General features: G+C 62.1%; 18 protein-coding genes and 1 tRNA gene. 11 read left to right on the top strand and 8 right to left on the bottom strand.

What is annotated here, in order from left to right:
- Positions 1–4 precede the first annotated feature (4 nt).
- Positions 5–739 carry a helix-turn-helix domain-containing protein gene (locus G520_RS0106235; RefSeq protein WP_169449818.1) on the bottom strand — a complete coding sequence of 245 codons (735 nt, stop codon included), beginning with the start codon at positions 737–739 and terminating at the stop codon, positions 5–7.
- 392 nt (positions 740–1,131) lie between these two features.
- Between G520_RS0106235 and G520_RS0106230 the strand changes: the two genes are divergently transcribed.
- Entirely contained in the window at positions 1,132–1,836 is a 705-nt protein-coding gene (locus G520_RS0106230; RefSeq protein WP_028534898.1) for an aspartate/glutamate racemase family protein, read from the top strand.
- Here the strand turns inward: G520_RS0106230 and G520_RS0106225 are convergent.
- On the bottom strand, positions 1,817–2,986 hold the full coding sequence (locus G520_RS0106225) for a benzoate/H(+) symporter BenE family transporter (protein WP_036665508.1): 1,170 nt from the start codon (positions 2,984–2,986) through the stop codon (positions 1,817–1,819). The two genes, G520_RS0106230 and G520_RS0106225, sit on opposite strands and share 20 nt — an antisense overlap.
- 90 nt (positions 2,987–3,076) lie before the next feature.
- Between G520_RS0106225 and G520_RS0106220 the strand changes: the two genes are divergently transcribed.
- Positions 3,077–3,688: a helix-turn-helix domain-containing protein gene (locus tag G520_RS0106220; protein WP_051229119.1), complete on the top strand. Its 612-nt coding sequence runs from the start codon at positions 3,077–3,079 to the stop codon at positions 3,686–3,688.
- Between the two features lie 2 nt (positions 3,689–3,690).
- Here G520_RS0106220 and G520_RS0106215 read toward each other — a convergent pair whose 3' ends face one another.
- The 3 genes from G520_RS0106215 to G520_RS0106205 form a co-directional block, all read right to left on the bottom strand.
- Positions 3,691–3,888, bottom strand: coding sequence for a DUF1737 domain-containing protein (locus G520_RS0106215; RefSeq protein ID WP_028534895.1), 198 nt, complete (start codon positions 3,886–3,888; stop codon positions 3,691–3,693).
- Between the two features lie 32 nt (positions 3,889–3,920).
- Positions 3,921–4,895, bottom strand: a complete 975-nt coding sequence (gene hemB, locus G520_RS0106210) for a porphobilinogen synthase (protein ID WP_028534894.1) — start codon at positions 4,893–4,895, stop codon at positions 3,921–3,923.
- A gap of 199 nt (positions 4,896–5,094) precedes the next feature.
- Positions 5,095–5,742, bottom strand: coding sequence for a LysE family translocator (locus G520_RS0106205; RefSeq protein ID WP_028534893.1), 648 nt, complete (start codon positions 5,740–5,742; stop codon positions 5,095–5,097).
- 199 nt (positions 5,743–5,941) lie between these two features.
- Here G520_RS0106205 and G520_RS0106200 point away from each other — a divergent pair, with 199 nt between their 5' ends.
- The 4 genes from G520_RS0106200 (at position 5,942) to G520_RS0106185 (ending at position 10,137) form a co-directional block, all read left to right on the top strand.
- Complete coding sequence (locus G520_RS0106200; protein WP_051229117.1) at positions 5,942–7,012, top strand: HoxN/HupN/NixA family nickel/cobalt transporter; 1,071 nt, start codon at positions 5,942–5,944, stop codon at positions 7,010–7,012.
- A 139-nt stretch (positions 7,013–7,151) separates the two neighbouring features.
- Positions 7,152–8,438 carry a tetracycline resistance MFS efflux pump gene (locus G520_RS0106195; RefSeq protein ID WP_036665506.1) on the top strand — a complete coding sequence of 429 codons (1,287 nt, stop codon included), beginning with the start codon at positions 7,152–7,154 and terminating at the stop codon, positions 8,436–8,438.
- Between the two features lie 104 nt (positions 8,439–8,542).
- Positions 8,543–8,803, top strand: a complete 261-nt coding sequence (locus G520_RS0106190) for a DUF5062 family protein (RefSeq protein ID WP_028534890.1) — start codon at positions 8,543–8,545, stop codon at positions 8,801–8,803.
- A 65-nt stretch (positions 8,804–8,868) separates the two neighbouring features.
- Entirely contained in the window at positions 8,869–10,137 is a 1,269-nt protein-coding gene (locus G520_RS0106185) for a DEAD/DEAH box helicase (protein ID WP_028534889.1), read from the top strand.
- Between the two features lie 13 nt (positions 10,138–10,150).
- Here the strand turns inward: G520_RS0106185 and G520_RS21800 are convergent, their stop codons facing one another.
- Positions 10,151–12,103, bottom strand: a complete 1,953-nt coding sequence (locus G520_RS21800; protein WP_051229115.1) for a flagellar assembly protein A — start codon at positions 12,101–12,103, stop codon at positions 10,151–10,153.
- A gap of 520 nt (positions 12,104–12,623) precedes the next feature.
- Here G520_RS21800 and G520_RS24350 point away from each other — a divergent pair.
- On the top strand, positions 12,624–13,025 hold the full coding sequence (locus tag G520_RS24350; RefSeq protein ID WP_084637499.1) for a type II toxin-antitoxin system HigB family toxin: 402 nt from the start codon (positions 12,624–12,626) through the stop codon (positions 13,023–13,025).
- 92 nt (positions 13,026–13,117) lie between these two features.
- Here G520_RS24350 and G520_RS0106170 read toward each other — a convergent pair.
- Positions 13,118–13,193, bottom strand: a tRNA-Asn gene (locus tag G520_RS0106170).
- A 142-nt stretch (positions 13,194–13,335) separates the two neighbouring features.
- On the bottom strand, positions 13,336–16,548 hold the full coding sequence (locus G520_RS0106165) for an Rne/Rng family ribonuclease (protein ID WP_028534888.1): 3,213 nt from the start codon (positions 16,546–16,548) through the stop codon (positions 13,336–13,338).
- A gap of 490 nt (positions 16,549–17,038) precedes the next feature.
- On the opposite strand from G520_RS0106165, the gene G520_RS0106160 reads away from it, so the two are divergent.
- From G520_RS0106160 to G520_RS0106145, 4 genes are read left to right on the top strand one after another with little or no spacing between them, the layout of a single operon-like run.
- Positions 17,039–17,983 carry an RluA family pseudouridine synthase gene (locus tag G520_RS0106160; RefSeq protein WP_028534887.1) on the top strand — a complete coding sequence of 315 codons (945 nt, stop codon included), beginning with the start codon at positions 17,039–17,041 and terminating at the stop codon, positions 17,981–17,983.
- Positions 17,967–18,626, top strand: a complete 660-nt coding sequence (locus G520_RS0106155; RefSeq protein ID WP_028534886.1) for an HAD-IA family hydrolase — start codon at positions 17,967–17,969, stop codon at positions 18,624–18,626. Before G520_RS0106160 ends, G520_RS0106155 begins: the two co-directional genes overlap by 17 nt.
- Positions 18,602–18,994 (top strand): Rieske (2Fe-2S) protein, encoded by a 393-nt coding sequence (locus G520_RS0106150; protein WP_028534885.1) that lies wholly within the window; start codon positions 18,602–18,604, stop codon positions 18,992–18,994. Before G520_RS0106155 ends, G520_RS0106150 begins: the two co-directional genes overlap by 25 nt.
- Positions 18,991–19,923, top strand: a complete 933-nt coding sequence (locus G520_RS0106145; protein WP_028534884.1) for a S49 family peptidase — start codon at positions 18,991–18,993, stop codon at positions 19,921–19,923. Before G520_RS0106150 ends, G520_RS0106145 begins: the two co-directional genes overlap by 4 nt.

Genomic DNA, 19,923 nt, shown 5'->3' with positions numbered 1-19,923 from the left:
CGTTCTAAAAACGGGGGGCCAGCAGCGCGCGCGGCGAACGGCCAAGCAAGGATCGAACCTCGGTGGAAAATTGGGAAGAGGAACAATAGCCACTATCCAAAGCAGCCGCGGTGAAACTGACCCCGCTGTCGGCCACCCGAAGCAAGGTACGCGCAGCTCGCCAGCGCTTGAATGCCGCCTTGACCCCCATCCCGAGCGCGCGGCGGCACAAGCGGCGGAAATGCGAATATGACAGGCCGTACTCCTGCCCAAGCACGGCAATACTGTCGCCACGGTTCGAGCGGCGATCGAGAAAGCGGACCAGCGAATAGCTCTCCTGCTGTCTCAAGTAGGTTAATAACGGCAAAATGGCCTCATCGCAACTCAAGGCGCTGGCGATAAGACAGTAACGCAGCGCCTTCTCTCCCGCAGCGGCCGATACCGGCATCGGAATGAGCATGCGCAGCGGCCACACGCCACTCGGCGCTGCGGCGGCAACCCCGGGCGCATCGATGAAAGCAAGCAGACAACACAGGCTTTCGCGAGCAATGGGGAACAGCCGCACTTCACCGGCCAGGCAGCGGAAGCGGCCGGGGCCCGTCAATATCAGATAGGCCAGACCGGGTGCAAGCTCTATATTCCACCGTTTTTCGCCGGGGGCGTCGAAGTCAAGGCTGACGGCGCTATCCGCGCGCCACAATGTGATGCCCCCCGGCGAGTCAACGCTCTCCTGCCACGGCTCGACTGCCCTCTCCTCCACTACGCTCTCCCGAAAGCTTGTGCAGCGGATACTATACCGTCGCGCCATCAGTCAATCCTGACGCAATAGTGACGCGATTCTGATGGCCCCGCCCCGGCGACAACATCCCGGTTTCAGGCCGCGGCAAGCGCCCTCGTACTCGAAAGACGGATTTTCTGACCGTTCACGGAAAGAAGACGAGCGGCAAGCGCCTTGCGATACGGCCGGATCCCGAGCCCGCGCACAAAGACCGCCAGGCCTGCGCCAGCAACCCGCAAGCAATGCCATACGAGCAAGCCGGATCGGCGTCACCCCCGGCGAATTCTGTCGTGCGGGAGCACCATGCCCGTACCGCCCCATCCTGCCTGTGATATAAATCCTGCGAGGGGAGTCCATCGGGAAGAGAGAAAAGCATGCGGAAAAAAATCGGCATCATCGGCGGCTTGAGCCCTGAGTCGACAGCCAGTTACTATCTGCACATCACGCGCTCCTATGTCGCGCGTTTCGGAACAGACAGCTACCCCGAAATCATCATCTACAGCGTCGATCTGGACCGCTACCATCGCTGGCGCGAACTCGGACGCTGGGATCTGATCACTGAAGACATGATCGCCATCGCCGATACCCTGCTGCTGGCCGGGGCCGACATTGGGCTGATCGCCACCAATACCATGCACAAGGTTTTCGACCGGGTCCAGGCGGGAACGACGCTTCCGCTGCTGCATATCCTCGATGCGACGGTGAACGCGATCAGGCTGGCCGGCCTGCACAAAGTCGGTGTGCTAGGTACCCGCTTCACCATGGCGGAAGCGTTTTATACCGATCATCTGGCCGCACGGGGAATCGCGCCCCTGGTCCCGGGCCCGGAGGATCAGGCCATCGTCCACGACATCATCGTCAACGAACTCGTGCGCGGCAAATTCAGCGAAGCATCCCGTCAGCGCTATCTGGCCATCATCGAAAGGCTGGAACGGCTGGGGGCGGAAGGTATCGTGCTGGCATGCACCGAGATACCCTTGCTGATCCAGCAGGAACAGTGCTCGCTGCCGCTATTCGATACCGCCACGCTACACGCGGAAGCGGCGCTGAATGCGGCACTCACCCCCGCTTGCGATTGATCCAGGCCGTCGCCAGACCGAGTACAAGCCCCCAGAACGCACTGCCGACCCCGAACAGGGACAAGCCGGAGGCCGTCGCAAGAAAGGTGACGAGCGCCGCCTCGCGTTCGGCGGGCTCATCCAGCGCCGAGGCCAGGCTGTTGCCTATCGTACCGAGCAGGGCCAAACCGGCGATCGCCAGAATCAAGGCACGCGGAAAAGCCGAGAATAGCTGGGCGACCGTGGCGCCGAACACACCGGTCACCAGGTAGAAAACCCCGGCCCATACTGCCGCACGATAGCGCTGCGCGGGGTCGGGGTCCGCGTCGCGGCTCATGCAGATCGCCGCGGTAATCGCGGCCAGATTGTAGGAAAACCCTCCAAAAGGCGCGAGCAGCACTCCGGTCAGTCCCGTCCAGCCGATAAGCGGCGATGCCGGTACCGCATACCCGTTGGCACGCAACACAGCCAGCCCCGGCACATTCTGCGAGGCCATGGTGACAATGAAAAGAGGCAGTCCGACCCCTATCAGCGTCGACAGCGAGAACACGGGCATGACAAATTGCGGCCGCGCGAGTTCGAGTCGAACCGGGGACAGATGGATCCCCCCCTGCGCCGCAGCGACAGCCAGGCCGAGCACCAGAGTCAGGGCCACGGCGTAGCGCGGCAGAAAGCGGCGCGCGGGCAGAAAAAACACCAGCATCGAACCGACCAGCAGCCCCTGTCGCGGCAGAGCGGCGAACAGATCGAGTCCAAAGCGCAGCAGCACGCCGGCGAGCATGGCGGCCGCCAGCGGTCGTGGCACATGCCGCATGATGCGTTCAAACCCGCCGCTCACCCCGGCCAGGGCAATCAGCGCCGAGGCAAACAAAAAGGCGCCGATGGCCTGTGGCATGCCGACTCCCATCAGCCCGGTCGCCAGCAGGGCGGCGCCCGGTGTCGACCAGGCGGTCAGCACCGGACTTTTGTAGTACAAGGACAAACCGATGCAGGTCAAGCCCATGCCCAGCCCCAGGGCCCACAGCCAGGATGCAAGCTGAGCCGGCGATGCGCCCGCCGCCGCCGCGGCCTGAAACACGATGGCGGCCGAACTGGTATAACCGACCATGACGGCGATGAACCCCGCCGCCAGCGGCGAAAACGACAACCATTTTTTGATCTGACTGACCACGCGGCCCCCTTGTGGTGTAATTTGTGCGCGATGACGCATACTGGGAGACTAGCAGATGTGCGTTATAGCGCACAACCAAAAGGAAAAAACATGCCGCACTCAGCAGACAGCCCCAATCCGCGGCCCCCGGCGGCGCCCGGAGATCGACTCGCGCGGCGCCTGCGCGCCATGCGCAAGGAACGGGCCTGGAGCCTGGACCGTGCGGCAGCGGAAACGGGGGTCAGCAAAGCCATGCTGGGCCAGATAGAACGGGGGGAATCGAGCCCGACGGTCGCCTGCTTATGGAAAATAGCCACGGGTTTCCAGTGCTCGCTGTCGGGCTTTCTGGTCGAATGGGAACCGCAGACCTCGGACGCGCTGTTTCGCACCGCCGATAGCGTGCGCGACAGGCCCGCCAGCGACGACATGCTGGTCGCCCCTTTATTTCCGTTCGAGAAACGATTCGGCTTCGAGTGGCTGGAACTGACCCTGCTGCCCGGCTACGTGCGGCAATCCGAGCCGCACGCACCGGGTGTGACCGAACATCTGGCCGTGGTGCAAGGCGCGATGGAAGTCTGCCTGGCCGGAGAATGGAAGGCTCTCAAGGCCGGCGAGGCCGTCCGCTTCGCAGGAGACCGCGCGCACGGTTACCGCAACCTGAATGCGGACAAGGCCGTTTGCCACAACCTGATCCACTATGCCGCCCCCGCAGGCGCGGCATAGGGTTACATCTGGCTCAGCTTGAGATCGGAACGATAATCGCCGGCGACCTCCTTGACGATGGCCTGGGCGGCGATCACATCCTTGCCGTTGAACGTCAGCGCCGGCGAACCGTGAAGCTGCCAGCCACGATTCAGGGCTTCGCTCACCCGATGGCAGAAAGCGGCATCGTCGGGGCCGGTCAGCAGTCGGTACAGTTGCATTGGGTTTCCTCCTTGCCCGGGCCGTGGCCGGATCAGACTCCTTCGGTCGCGATATCCATCGCGAAATAGCTGAGGATCAGATCGGCACCCGCACGCTTGATCGCCCCCAGGCTCTCGCGAACCACCCGCGCCTCGTCGATGGCGCCGGCGGCGGCGGCAAACTTGATCATCGCGTACTCGCCGCTGACCTGGTAAGCCGCCAACGGCAGGCGCGATGCTTCGCGCACATCGCGGATGATGTCCAGATAGGCCCCGGCCGGCTTGACCATCAGCGCGTCAGCCCCCTCCTGCTCGTCGAGCAAGGACTCGCGCACCGCTTCGCGCCGGTTCATCGGGTCCATCTGGTAGGTCTTGCGATCGCCCTTCAACTGGCTGCCGGCCGCTTCGCGGAACGGGCCGTACAAGGCAGAGGCGAACTTGGTCGAATAGGCCATGATGCCGGTATCGACGAATCCGGCCGCGTCGAGCGCGTTGCGGATGGCCTGCACCTGCCCGTCCATCATCGCCGATGGTGCAATCATGTCGGCACCGGCGCGGGCGGCCGCCACCGCTTGCAGGCCGATATTGACCAGGGTTGCGTCGTTATGCACGGTATCCCCGTGCAGGACGCCGCAATGACCATGCGAGGTGTATTCGCAGAAGCAGGTATCGGACATCACCACCATCTCCGGCACGGCCTGCTTGCAGGTGCGGGCCATGCGCGCGACCAGCCCGTCTTCGCGCCAGCTGTCGCTGCCGACGTCATCCTTGTGATGCGAGATGCCGAAAGTCATCACCGCACGTATCCCGGCGCGGGCATAGCGCTCGATCTCGGCGGCCAGACGCGACTCGGGAATCCGCAATACCCCCGGCATCGCTTCGATGACACCGAAGTCGCTGACCTCCTCCTCGACGAAGATGGGCAGGATCAGATCGGAAAGCTTGAACTCCGTCTCTTGAAACAGGGTGCGCAGCGAAGCATTTTTTCTGAGACGTCGCATGCGCGACGTGGAAAAGCCGTTGGACATCGATGGACTCCTTCATGGTTGGGGCGTGGCCTGTGCAAGCGACCGCCGGCTCTCTGTGAATACGGCCGGCTGGTCGGACAAACGCCGCAGGCGCGGCAAACCGCGCCGCAGCGGACCGACGCTGGATATACGGTTCGAATCATACGCTACATGCGCCGTTTACCGCCAAGGAGGCGCGTCGCCGGTATCGCGATGCAACTCAGCCCGCGGCTCCCTGTATCAGGGTGCGGTAACCCGACGTCACCACCAGGCAGGCAAAGTAGGCGAACAGCAGGGCGGACACCAGATAACAGGCCGTCAGCGCGCGCGCGCCAAATACCCTGCCGCCGAGCCGGGCAAGAAAACAGGCCGCCACCGTCCATATCACGCCGGCGGCAAAGAATCCGGCAAGAAACCGCCCGGTCGAAAACCAGCCGCTGACACCCGACTGCGCGATCAGGGCGCCGCCGACGGCGGCAAACCAGACGATGGCAGAGGGCGAGGATAGCGCCAGCAGCATGCCCCTGGCCAGTTGCCGCCGCGCACTTCCGGCCGACAGCCGGGCTGCGGATCCGCTCGGGCGTCCGCTTCCGAGCGCGCCATGCAGCATCTTGACGGCCAGCAGCGCCAGGACCAGGCTCCCCCCCAGCCACATGCTCCAGCGCACGGCGGCGAAGCCCAGCAAGGCCGTCATGCCGCTCAGTGCCAGGATCGCGTAAATCAAATCGCCGATACAGGAACCGAGACCGAGCCAGAAACCACTCCAGTATCCGCGCTGCATCGCCGTATTCATCATCGCGACATTGACAATGCCGATGTCCAGGCACAGCGAAAGGGACAGTAAAAATCCGGTCGTAGCGGGGTTCATCGTGCGGCTCATTCGGTACAGAAAGCAGAAGCATGCCACGCTACGCTCATCTCGTATCGAAAAATCGTCTCCCCCTGGCGGGCCTGCCCCCCGCAAAGCTTGGGCCAGATCAAGTGCAGAGGGTGGCAAAGTTCTCCGCCAACGCGTAACCTTCATACAAAATCTATTTTTGTATGAAGTCGGACACGGAGCAGGCAGAATGAAGCAACGCACTCTGGTCAACACGCTCAAAGGCATTTTCAGCGATGGCGGCGGCGAGCTCAGGCACAAAGTCATCGGGATCTACGCCATTCTGATCATTCTCAACCTGGCCGTCTGGCTCTGGGCCGTCACCGCCTTCCACGCTCACCCCGTTCTGCTCGGTACGGCCCTGATGGCCTACAGCTTCGGCCTGCGTCACGCGGTCGACGCCGACCACATCGCCGCCATCGACAATGCAACACGCAAGTTGATGCAAACCGGGAAACGGCCCGTCAGCATCGGACTCATGTTTTCGCTCGGCCACTCCAGCATCGTCATCGCGATGACCGCGGCCATCGCGGCAACCGAGCTCGCGCTGAAGGACCACTTCGCCGCCTTCAAATCCTTCGGCGCTTTTGCCGGGACGCTGACGTCCAGCCTGTTCCTGCTCGCCATCGCCTTGATGAACCTCGTATCGCTCATCGGCATCGTCGCCGCTTTTCGCCGGCTCCGCGCCGGCGAAGACTACCGTGAAGACGATTTCGACATGCTGCTCGGCAAGGGCGGCCTGCTTGCCCGCCTGTTCCGGCCCATGTTCGCCCTGATAACAAGAAGCTGGCACATGTATCCGCTCGGACTGCTGTTCGGGCTCGGCTTCGACACCGCCACCGAAATCGGTCTGATGGGCATTTCCGCATCGTCGGCGGCCCAGGGCATGCCCGTGTGGGACATCATGCTCTTCCCCTTGCTGTTCACGGCGGGCATGACGCTGATCGATACCACCGACAGCATCATGATGCTAGGTGCCTATGGATGGGCTTTCATCAAACCCGTTCGCAAGATTTACTACAACATCACGATCACCAGCCTGTCCATCGTCATGGCGCTCGTCGTCGGCGGCATAGAAGGGCTAGGCCTTATTGGAGACCGGCTGGAGCTGAAAGGCGCGTTCTGGGATGTCATCGGCACGCTGAACGCGCACTTCGGCGCCATCGGCTACGCCATCATCGCCCTGTTCGTGGCGAGTTGGGCGCTATCCTTCCTGGTCTATAGGTGGCTGCGCATCGATGCGATGGAAGTCAACGGCTGAGCTGGCGGCGGCACGATTGCCAACGGCCATGCTTGCGGAGCAGAATAATACGTTCAGATAACCGTGCTTTAAAACAGATGCATACTCCACGTCATGGCACCTGCCCCTGGCCCGCATCCTCTGATCTTTAAGGAAAATCATGTCGTTCACGCAAGGCTCCGGCACTGGCCGCCAGGCTGCCATGCCCTTTATCATGCTGACCGTTTTGATCGACATGGTCTCCATCGGCCTGATCATCCCCGTCTTGCCGGCACTGGTCGGCAGTTTTACTCACTCGCAAGCGGAACAGGTTTTCTGGTATGGCGCCGTCGTCGTCGCCTTTGCTTGCGCCAACTTCATCGGTTCACCGGTACTCGGGCGCCTGTCCGATGCTTATGGCCGACGGCCGGTTCTGCTTCTGGGTTTCTGCGGTCTTGCGCTCAATTTTTTCGCTACCGCGCTGGCATCGCAATTGTGGATGCTGATCGTCGTGCGCATGGTGGGGGGCATGATGCAAGCCAATATGGCGGTTGCCAATGCCTATGTGGCGGATATCACACCGCCGGAACAGCGCGCAAGACGCTTCGGGCTGCTCGGCGCGATGTTCGGTCTAGGCTTCATCATCGGCCCCGTGCTCGGAGGCCTGCTCGGTGCCATCAGCCTGCGGCTCCCCTTCTTTATCGCCGGCAGTCTTGCCTTGCTCAATCTGCTTTACGGCTATCTGGTGTTGCCGGAATCCCTGCCCCCCGGCACCCGTCGTCCGTTCAGCTGGTCGGCGGCGAACCCGTTTTCCGCCTTGCGCGAACTGGAACACCTGGGCAGGGTCAAGGCACTGGTCGTGGTCATTGCCTGCGGCAGCCTGGCGCAATTCACCCTGTTTTCGACCTGGGTGCTGTATACGACATTCAAATTCGGGTGGGGGCCGCTGCAAAACGGGGGGTCGCTCGCGGCCAGCGGCATCGTGTCGGTGCTGGTGCAAGGGCTGCTGCTAGGACGCCTGTTGCGCGTATTCAGCCCGCGACGGCTGGCCGTCATCGGAATGCTGTCCGGTACCGTGTCCTATTTTTTGTGGGGGCTTGCAACCGAGGGCTGGATGATGGTCGCCATCATTCTGGTCAATCTGCTGGGCGCCACGGTCACAGCCTGTATCCAGAGCATCATCTCCAGTTCCGCCGATGCGCACAGCCAGGGCAGAACCATGGGCACGGTCAATTCGATAAACAGTCTGATGGCCGTGTTCGGCCCACTGGTGGGCGCCCCGCTGCTGGGCATGGTCTCGCACCTGCCTCATGACGACTGGCGCATCGGAGCGCCGTTTTATTTCTGCTCCGCCTTGCAGGCCCTGGCTCTGCTGCTGACCATCATCCAGTTCCGGCGCGAGCGCAAGGAGCGCCGACTCGCCGCAGACGCCGGCGGCGGCGCTCCCGCCGACAGCACCGCGCAGTAATGATCGCGGGCTGACGATTTGGCGCTAAGATACACCGGGCGGGCGGCAGTCCGGGCCGCATGCCCGGATGCCCATCCCCTCACTCATGCGCAGGAGGCGACGCAGTGAAAAAACTCAAACACGAAACCGAGCTATTCAAACAGGCCTTGCTGGCCGGAGTAAAATACGCAGAAGGACGGGGCGTGGTCGAATTTGAAGCCACCGACTCGGCCAGCGAGAAGCTCCTGTATATCTACCGGCTACTCGTTCACGACAAGGTTATCCAGCCGCTGCCCGAGGATCAGGTGGCAGAAAAAACCTTGCGCCACAAACTGTCGCTCTGGTACGCGAGACAATTGCCTGCAGATCACCCTTTATTGCAATAGAAAGCGGCGGCGGCAAGCCAGGTAGCTTAAACTCTGCCTTTCGTTCCCATCCCGCATCGATCGCCATGACTTTTGCCTCCCTCGGTTTGACCGAACCGCTGCTGCACACCCTCGCCGAGCTCGAGCATTCGGCGCCGACGCCGGTTCAGACCGCCGTCATTCCGGCCTTGCTGGCCGGACGCGACAGTGTGGCATCCGCACAGACAGGGAGCGGCAAAACCGCCGGTTACCTGCTGCCAGTCTTGCAGCAGCTGGCGGCCTCTCCCCGCACCCTGGAGCCCAACACCGCGCGCACGCTGGTATTGGTTCCAACCCGGGAACTGGCGCAACAAGTCTGCACGTCGCTGGATACATACGGCCGCGACCTGCAGGCAAGGGGGCTCGCCGTCTATGGCGGCGTCAGCATCAACCCGCAGATGATGGCCTTGCGCCCAGGGGTGGACGTGCTGATCGCGACCCCGGGACGCCTGCTCGACCTGATAGAACACAAGGCGCTGCGCCTGACCGGGGTGGAACGACTCGTGCTGGACGAGGCCGATCGTCTTCTCGACCTGGGCTTCTCCGATGAAATCGAACGCATTCTGCAACGGCTGCCTTCACGGCGGCAGACGGCTCTCTTCTCGGCAACCTTCCCCAGCGCCGTCCGCGCGCTGGCCAACAGCCTGCTGCACGATCCGGTCAGGGTCGATATCCGCACCGACGCCGCTACCGCACCCGGCATTCTCCAGCGCGCGATCGTGGTCGATGCCGAACGTCGTACCAGCCTGCTCTATCACCTAGTCCGCAGTGGAAACTGGCCGCGGGCCTTGGTTTTTGTCGCGACCCGGCACCGTTGCGAACAGTTGGTGGCCAAACTGAACCGGGTCGGCATCCATGCCGCGGCCCTGCACGGCGAACTCAGCCAGGGGGCACGCGAACACGCTCTGGCCGATTTCAAAGCCTGCCGGTTGCTGGTGCTGGTCGCGACCGATCTGGCGGCGCGCGGCATCGATATCGAGCAACTTCCCGCCGTCGTCAATTACGATCTGCCGCGCTCCGCGATCGACTATACCCATCGCATTGGCCGGACCGGGCGCGCAGGCGAGAGAGGATGCGCGGTCAGCTTTGTCAGCGCCAGCACCGAGGCCCACTTCCGCCTGATCGAGAAAAAACAGGGCCAGCGCATCGAACGCGAGCATATCGCCGGCTTCGAACCGGTTCAGGCGGCGGCAACGCTGGCGCCGGGCGCAACCGAAGGTGGTGTGAAAGGCAAGCGCAAGAGCAAAAAGGATAAGCTGCGCGAAGCGGCGCAGAAAAGCGAACCGCGCACGGGCCTGAAGATACGCAAAGTATAGCGCGACGGCGGTCTCAGCCCGGAACAGCGGAGACCTCGGCTTGCCAGAAAAACGGCGCAGCGAGCACGGGCAAGCGATCCGCCGGGCGGGCGGTGTCGCATAACCGTGCATTCAGCTCCTTTGGCGACAAGGCGAACAGCACGCCGACATCGACGGATAATTTCCGGACCAGCGTGTCTTTTTCAAATTCGGCGATCGAACACACGATGCCGTCGAAAGCCGCCCGCCCTTTCGCGGCAAAGCCCGACGCCTTGTCCTGCAAACTTTTCCGCTCCTGGCTCAAGGCCAGGAACTCCGCCTTGATCGCCGCAATGGATTTGAGGACCGGTGCCACGCGCTGCCCCAACTTCTGCAGCGCGATTTTCTGCTCGTCCGTCACCGTCATTTCCTTACGCTGCAGCCGTCCGGTGATGATCATATAGCTTCTGACTTCGGTATTTTGCGACAGAGCGTCCATCTGCGCGCGAAGTTCGTCCGTTCGTACCGTGATTTCGCCGATCCGCCATTCGAGCTTGGCTATCCTCCCCGCCAGGGCCGTCGTATCCGGCAGCAGGACGGACACCTCGGTCTGCCGCTCACGCCGCGACTGCGCGTGCGCGATACGGATCTCCTTGCCGGCCACAAGGCTGCCCAGTGAAACGGATACATCGACACACTCGCCCACGATCGTGCAGTTGACCGCGGAATCGATTTTCACGCGTCGCCCCACGATCAGCGAATTCTCGGCCCGCGCCAGCGTAATCGAACCCGCCCTGGCCTCGACCACGGCATTCGACGTCAAGCCCTCCACCGCAATGTCGCCAGCCATGTTCACGGCACTGCCGCCGACGAGGTTCTGCTTGAGGAGAACCGCCCCGCCGCTCGACAAAACCTTGCCGAACACATCGGCCATCACCGTGATATTGCGCCCCTCGATTACCCTTTTTTCCTGAACCTCGCCATGCTCTTCGAAGTGTTCGCCGTCCAGCGCGATATCCCCCGTCGTACGCATGCTCACACCGGTGTAATTGACGATTTTCTCCATCACGGCGATCCGGTTGGTTTCGGTATCGATATTGAGAAAACCATCCATGCTGGCGACGATGAATTCCCCCTCCGGCGTGCGTTCGATACGGGTTCCCTCCCCGGCCAGCGCGACCAGATCGAAATCCTGCGGCACCTCGGCCTCAATCGGTCGGCCTCCGATGTCCACTCCCGCCTCGCCAAGGACACGGGGGATTTTTTTCAGCAAGCGTTCGCCTTGCCGTATCTGCGGAAAGCGGTTTTTGAATTGCTTCAGGTCGACCCGCCCATCGGAAAGCTTGCGCGGCGCATTATCGCGATAGAGTTTCTTCGTTTCTTCATGCACGCAGGCATCCAGGCTTTCGCCGGGCGCCAGCGGGCGGGCGACGACGATCCTGCCTGTTCGGCCATTCGCGATATAGTCCGCGACCAGATCGACGTCGAAACCGTAGCGTATGCCTTGCAGCCACATCGCCGCGACGAATTCGTCCAGCGCCAGGCTGGCCCGGACTGGCATCACCCGCTTCTCGCTGCCGACGAACTCGGACACACCCGATTCGTTCTCCTGGTATAGAGGGGTCAACACGGACTTGTCCATCATGACCAACTCAAACAGATACTCGGCTTCTCCCTGTGCGGTCAGAAATGGAGAACGATACAAGGCCCTTCGTTCAGCCGGAAAAGTCAGGATATCGGACGCAAAGCGCAGCACCGTGATCTTCGTCTTGCCGCTTCCGTAGCGTGCCAGCAGGTCCGCGGGGGTTTCGCGCCCCAGCAGTTGCTGGAACACCTTGCAGTCGAGCCCGGAAAAATAGTAAGCAGACGTATGGATGCGGTCGGCGAAGAGTACAAACTGGGAGGTCGAGTCAAGCCGGGCGAGATCGACGTAAACCCCATCCGGGGTTTTGATGATGAAGCTCGAGTCGCCGAACTGCTTGAGGTCCGCTGTGGTGTCGTTCGGCATCTGCTCTCGTCTCAGGCTATGGGCATTGCAAAAGTGGGCGCGGACCCGCGGATCATCGATTGAGCGCCCACGTACTATAAAACATTTTCAAGCGCCGCTTCAAGCTGCCGGCCATCGCGGGCCGCTTAATCGGCATAGGGGCAGCCGAGACAGCGCAGTATTTCCCAGCCCGCCCGGACAAGCACCCTGCCAGCTCCAGTTGCGATGTCGACCGGCATTGCTGCTCACGGCAACCCGCATGCGTGAAACAGACGCAGTCATTCATAAGCCGCAACACAGTATCTGACCCGCTCCCTGCGTCTTTTCCAAATGGCGTCCTCAGCTCGCCCCCCTCATGCTCCAGTGACACACCACGATCAGGGCAAGAATTGGAATTGGGCGGTAACGAGGGAATAGTGCGGGCTCCACCCGCGTGTGCAACACGGGCTTTATCCCATGCGTCCGTCCGCCCCCATCATCGGCACGCATCCAGTGAGAACGCCCCCCATACCCAGGCAGCTGGCGGGGCAAAGAGACAGAAATGCCCCGCATACGCGGGGCATTGGAATGCTTATTCGTCTACGCCGATGACTGCCGCCAGCTTCGCGATCGCATCATCCAGGATAGAGTCGGGCAACCGTTCGACGAATCGCGCCTGCCTCGCCCTGAAATCACAGAACCTGAGCTGAACCGCGAGCACGATACCGTCGGTCTTCAAGCCTGCCCCACTCACCTGCTTATCGACGTAGCTTATCGCTATCAGGCTGTGTATATCAAATTCGTCGGGACGCACGCGGAGTATGACAAGATTGACGTGACGGCCGTGAAATGGAAAGGAGTGAACCATGAACATTCGACCGATAAGAACAGAGGAGGACTATCAGGCTGCGCTGGCGGCTACCGTGGGCTGCATATTCCGGCAGAAGTGCCGATCGGAAAATAATCGCTCAAAGGGAAGCCGGCAGCCGCCGGCTTCCTCGCGTCCCCTTTTCGATAAAAAAACCCCAGTCATTTCTGACTGGGGTTTCGAATGGGTGGCTCCCCGAGCAGGGCTCGAACCTGCGACCTGCGGATTAACAGTCCGTCGCTCTACCAACTGAGCTATCAGGGAATTGCCTTAAGAGAAGTGCATCTTACCCGTACATACTCACTACGTCAAGCTTTTTGTGAAAAAACAGGCCGCCCAAAATGGCGGCCCGTCGGGCGTCCGGCGCCCCGCAATCAGAACTCCGACCGCGGGGCGAGGCATCGCATCAAGACAGATCGTGGCGCGTCTGAACCTGTTGCAACACCGGAGCCGCTTCTTCATTGGATGTCTGGCGCGCAACAATGTCACGGCGACGCAGGCCGGCTTCAGGAGCGGGAATCTCCGGCTCCGCCACCTGAACGCTGCGCGTTGTGCTCACCATCACCAGCCCCCCCAGTTCGGCCACGACCGGTGCAGGTTCAACGGCGACAGGCGCATCGGCCGTTTCGACGACAGAGGCCGCCTCGGCTACGACCGGCGCTGCCACGCCAGGCACCGGCTCGGCCGCAAGCGGTGTTTCCGGTGCTTCAACGACGGTGGCGGCTTCGGCCGCGACCGGCGCTTCCACGCCGGCGACGGATTCGACCGCAACAGGCAACTCGATGCTGACGGCGACGGGGGCCGCCACGCTGGCGCGCGGCTCGACCACGACCTGTGCTTCGACAACCACATCGGCGGCAGCCGGAGTCTCTACACGGGCAAGCGGCTCGGCCACAGCCGGTGTTTCGACAACAACATCGACGGCAACCGGAGTCTCCGCACGGGCAAGCGGCTCGAGCACAACCGCCGTTTCAACACTGCCGACAGTCGGCACTTGCTCACCGGCAGTCGGCTCGACCGTAGCAGGAACCTCGACGGCGGCTTCGACGACGGCAGGCGTTTCCACACCGGCAGCCGGTTCGACCGCAAGTGGCGCATCAGCGCGGGTAGCGGCTTCAACGGCAGCCGGCGCTTCGATGCCGGCAACCGGTTCGACCGCAAGCGGCGCATCGGCGATGGCTTGGCTTACCGGCAGCGTCTCGGCGACCGGCAACGTTTCGCCGGACTCATTGACAGCGCCTTCCATCCCTTCAACCTGATCGCGGCGACGATCGCGACGGCCGCGACGACGACGACGCGGCGCATCGCCGGATTCCGCCACCGCCGAATCGACCGGCGCTTCGGGGCGCACGGCGCTCGCATCGGCCTCGGCTTCCGGGCGACGACGAGCGGGGCGTTCATCGGCACCCGCTTCGCGATTTTCACGCGGCTCGCGGGGCTCGCCTCTCTCGCGACGGGTGCGCTCGCCACGCTCGGCACGCTCACTGCGTTCGGGCTTTTCCTGACGTTCTCCATTTTCTGCACGTTCGCCGCGTTCCGCACGATCCGGCCGTTCACCACGCTCGGCACGTTCCGCACGATCGGGACGTTCACTGCGCTCGGCTCGTGCAGGGCGTTCGCCGCGTTCCGGGCGTTCGCTGCGTTCAGCGCGTTCGCTGCGTTCAGCGCGTTCGCTGCGTTCCGGACGTTCGCTACGTTCCGGGCGTTCGCTGCGTTCCGGGCGTTCGCTGCGTTCCGGGCGTTCGCTGCGTTCCGGGCGTTCGCCGCGTTCAGCGCGGGCAGAGGGGCGACGCTTCTCTTCGCCCGTTCCCGCCGGGCGGCGCGACGAAGCCGCACCAGGGCGACGGTCATTGCGTTGGCGGGACGGACGCACCGCTTCGGCATCGCGGGCAGGCGCCGGCGCGGCCGGCTCGGATCCGGCGAACACGCCTTTGAGCCAGGCGACGGCACGAGCCAGCACGCCAGGCTCGGCCACAACGGCAGGAGCCACTTCCGGCAAAGGACGATTCGGGGCGGGTTGCGGCGGGGTGATCCCCTTGACGGCCGCCTCCTGTCGCTCGACTTTCGGCTTTTCCTGACCGAAGGTAATGGTCAGATCCTCATCCTGGATCTCGACCCGGCTATAGCTCGGGGCATCGCCCAATTCGGTCAGATCGTCGTGACGCAGGCGCACGATCTTGTAATGCGGCGTTTCCAGATGGATATTCGGGATAAGCACGACTGCAACGTCAAGCCGCTCCTCTATCGAATAGATCTCGGCGCGCTTCTCGTTGAGCAGGAAAGTCGCCACATCAACCGGCACTTGCGCATGCACGGCGCCGGTATTCTCCTTCATCGCCTCTTCCTGGATGATGCGCAGGATATGCAGGGCCGACGATTCGGTACCGCGAATGAAGCCGATGCCATGGCAACGCGGGCACGGCTCGTGACTGGTTTCACCCAACGACGGCTGCAGGCGCTGGCGCGATAATTCAAGCAGGCCGAAACGCGACAGCTTGCCCATCTGAACGCGGGCGCGATCATGTTTGAGAACCTCGCGCAGACGGTTTTCGACGTCACGCTGGTTCTTCGGGGTTTCCATATCGATAAAATCGATAACGATCAGGCCGCCCAGGTCGCGCAAGCGCAGCTGACGGGCAATCTCCTCCGCCGCTTCCATATTGGTGCGGAAAGCGGTGTCTTCGATATCCGAGCCCTTGGTCGCACGCGCCGAGTTGACATCGACCGACACCAGCGCTTCGGTATGGTCGATAACGATGGCGCCGCCAGACGGCAATTGCACGCTGCGCGAGAAGGCCGTTTCGATTTGATGCTCGATCTGGAAACGCGAGAACAGCGGCACCTGATCCTTGTACAGCTTCACACGGCTCAGCGTGTTAGGCATGACATGGCTCATGAACTGGCGCGCCTGTTCATAGATCTCGTCGGTATCGATAAGAATTTCGCCGATGTCCGGATGGTAGTAATCGCGGATCGCGCGGATGACAAGGCTGCTTTCCTGCAAGATCAGGAAGGGGGCCGTCTGGGCGCCGGAAGCGCCTTCGATCGCACGCCACAGTTGCAGCAGATAGCCCAGATCCCACTGCAGCTCTTCGAAATTGCGTCCGATGCCGGCCGTGCGGGCAATCAGGCTCATCCCTTGCGGCACTTCCAGCTGGGCGAGCAGATCCTTGAGTTCCTGGCGCTCTTCGCCTTCGATGCGACGCGAAACGCCCCCGCCTCGCGGGTTGTTCGGCATCAGGACCAAATAGCGGCCAGCGAGGCTGATATAGGTCGTCAGGGCCGCGCCTTTATTGCCGCGTTCGTCCTTTTCGACCTGGACGGAGACTTCCATGCCTTCGCGCAACACGTCCTGGATACGCGGACGGCCGCCTTCATAGCCCTGGAAATACGAACGCGAGACTTCCTTGAACGGCAGGAAGCCGTGGCGTTCGGTACCGTAGTCGACGAAGCAGGCTTCGAGGGAGGGCTCGATACGGGTGATCACACCCTTGTAGATATTCCCCTTGCGCTGCTCCTTGCCGACCGTCTCGATATCGAGGTCGACGAGTTTTTGTCCGTCGACGATAGCAACGCGCAGCTCTTCGGCTTGCGTCGCATTAAACAGCATTCGTTTCATGTAAACCTTCCCTGCGCGGCACTCACGCAAGGACACAGCAAGTATTTGACGGCCCAGTGGCTAAGGATGGGCGCTTTCCGAAAGAAGTGATCTTAATATAAAGAGCGCTGAAACCGATACATGCAAGCCTACTTCCTGAGATACGTCACACGATGCCCCGTTTCGCGTCCAGCGGGGTTTTCGTCACGAGGACGGTGAGAGGCATCGCGCCGGGTCAAACTTTGCTGCGCGGTCCCCTGACTGGCTTTGCATCAGGGGATGGAATGCTAATGAGTGCGTTATGCGTTCAAATGCTTTACCATCGCTGCTTTTCGGTGAGCGAGATAACCTTTGGCTGCGGCCGGTCAAAGCGGCGTCAGGTCAGGGTCTCACCCTGCCGGCCGTTTCATTGCCCCGCAGCAGCGTCAACCCGCAATGAGCGGTTGACCTTGTTTCCGGATTCACACTGCCCACAAGAATTATGTGACCAGGCGCAAGAAGTATAAGCAAAATGACTGATAATCGCAAAGATTCCGTAAGCTTCCAGCACATAGACGCGGAGGACGCCGGGCAGCGTATAGATAACTATCTGGTACGCATACTCAAAGGCGTTCCCAAGAGTCATATCTATCGCATCCTTCGCTCAGGCGAGGTTCGTGTGAACCGCGGACGGATCGACGCCTCCTATCGCCTCGCCGACGGCGATGAAATCCGCATCCCGCCAGTACGCACCGCCGAACGCCCCGTCTCTTCCGCCCCCGGCTCCGACTTCCCGGTCATCTATGAAGACAACTTCATGCTGGTGATAAACAAGCCGTCCGGTGTCGCGGTACATGGCGGCAGCGGCATCTCCTTCGGCGTGATCGAACAGCTGCGCAAGGCACACCCCGATTACCGTTTCCTGGAACTCGCCCACAGGCTGGACCGCGAAACATCAGGCCTGCTGATGCTGGCAAAAAAACGCTCGGCATTACTGAAGCTGCATGACATGATGCGTGATAATATTCCCGACAAACGCTATCTGGCGCTAGGCATCGCGCCGTGGCAGGGCAAGGGCGGATCGGTCAAGTTCCCTCTGCTCAAATACCTGACTGCCGACGGCGAACGACGCGTACGGGTAGACGATAGCGGGCAGGCATCGCACACCATTTTCACCGTACTGGAACGACTCGGGCGCTTTACCTTGCTCGAAGCGCGACTCAAGAGCGGGCGCACCCATCAGATCCGGGTGCATATGGCGGCGAGCGGCTGCCAGATCGCCGGCGATGACAAATACGGCGATCCAGCCACGAATCGCGACCTGTCCCGGCAAGGCCTGCGCCGCATGTTCCTGCATGCCTACCGCCTGACCCTGCCACACCCGGTCACTGGCGAAACACTAACGCTGGAAGCGCCCCTGCCGGACGAGTTGCTCGCCTACCTCGAGAAACTGAGAGAAAATGGCCAAGAACTTTGATTTGATCGTCTTCGACTGGGATGGCACCCTGATGGACTCGACGGCGCACATCGCGCACTCGATCCAGTTGGCCAGCGCCGAACTCGGTTTGCCGGTTCCCGATCGCGCGACGGCAAACCACGTCATCGGACTGGGGCTGACCGAAGCTCTGGCCTGCGCCTGCCCCGAGCTCACCCCGGATCGCTACCCGGCCATGATAGACGCATACCGTCGTCATTACTTTGGCCGCGATGAAACGCTGGAACTGTTCGATGGCGTACGCGAAGGCCTCGCCGCCCTGGCACGGACCGGCGTCATCCTGGCGGTCGCCACCGGCAAGAGCCGGCGCGGTCTCGACCGGGCGCTGGAAGCGACGGGAATCGCCCCCTGCTTCGCCGCCAGCCGCACCGTAGACGAGTGCGCGTCCAAGCCCGATCCGGAAATGCTGCACCAATTATCCGCCCTGTTCGACATTGCCCCCGAGCGCACACTGATGGTAGGCGACACCACTCACGACCTGCAGATGGCGAACAACGCCGGCGCCCGCGGCGCCGGCGTATGCTACGGTGCCCACCCGCGCGAGGCATTGCTCGACTGCCAGCCGCTGGGCCTGTTCGACTCATTCGACGAGTTCTGCACATGGCTGCGGAATCACCTGTCCTGATCTGCCCGTCCTCGGCCCTGATCGACAGCGGCCGGGCCGTTCGTTTCCGGTGCGAAGCCGACGGGCAGGCCATGCCGGCCTTCGCCATTCGCCATGGGGGCCGCGTCTACGCCTATATCAATGCCTGTCGCCACATTCCGCTCGAACTCGACTGCAACGAGGGCGACATTTTCGATTTGAGCGGGCACTACCTCATTTGCAGCATGCACGGTGCACGTTACGAGGCCGATAGCGGCTACTGCGTCTATGGCCCCTGCCGCGGCAGCCGCCTGCGGCGGCTCACCGTCCAGGAGAGCGACGGCATGGTTTATCTGATACCCGACAGCAATGACGCGGCGTTGCCGCGCACAGGAGGTTCTGACACGTGAGCGACAACCAGATCTGGGAACGCGAACTACTGGAAAAGCTGGCCACGGCCTCATTGATCGAACAACGCCGCAGCCGACGCTGGAAAATTTTCTTTCGCCTGGCATGGCTGATGATCGCACTTGCCATCGCCGCGGCGCTGTTCTGGCGCAACGAGGACAGCGCCGTTGCGGCGACCCGCCCGCACACGGCCATCATCCGGCTCGAAGGCGTCATAGACAGCGAGAACGATACGGCCAACAAACTGATTGACGGACTGCAGAGCGCACTGGAAGACAAAGGAACGCGCGGCATCATCATCCAGGCCAACAGTCCCGGCGGCAGCCCCGTACTGTCCGGCATGGTCTATGACGAAATCGTGCGCCAACGCCATTTGCACCCGGCGATTCCCATCTACGTCGTCGTAGAAGAAGTTTGCGCTTCGGGCTGCTACTATATCGCGGCAGCGGCGAATAAAATCTTCGTGGACAAAGCCAGCATCGTCGGCTCGATCGGCGTCGTTTCCGACGGCTTCGGGTTTACCGGACTGATGGAAAAACTCGGCATCGAACGAAGGCTGAAAACCGCAGGCGAGAACAAGGCGATGGGCGACCCCTACTCTGCGCTCAATCCGAAGCAGGAGGCGATCCGCCAGCAACTGCTGGACACCATCCATCGCCAGTTCATCCAGGCGGTCAAGACCGGACGCGGATCGCGGCTGAAGGAAACGCCGGAAACATTCAGTGGCATGATATGGTTGGGCGAGCAGGCGATCGGCCTGGGTTTGGCGGACGGCAACGGCAATGTCGCCTCGATCGCGCGGGACGTGATCAAGGCCGACAAAACGCTTGACTACACCCCCGAGGACGATCTGGGCAGCCGCTTCGCCCGTCGCATCGGAGTGCAGCTGGCGGGCGGCGTCAAGACCTTGTTCGATACCCGTTTTTTCTGA

This window comes from Paludibacterium yongneupense DSM 18731 (assembly GCF_000422925.1).
GTDB classification, from domain to species: Bacteria; Pseudomonadota; Gammaproteobacteria; order Burkholderiales; family Chromobacteriaceae; genus Paludibacterium; species Paludibacterium yongneupense.
This window is presented reverse-complemented; position numbering and strand designations above follow the sequence as displayed.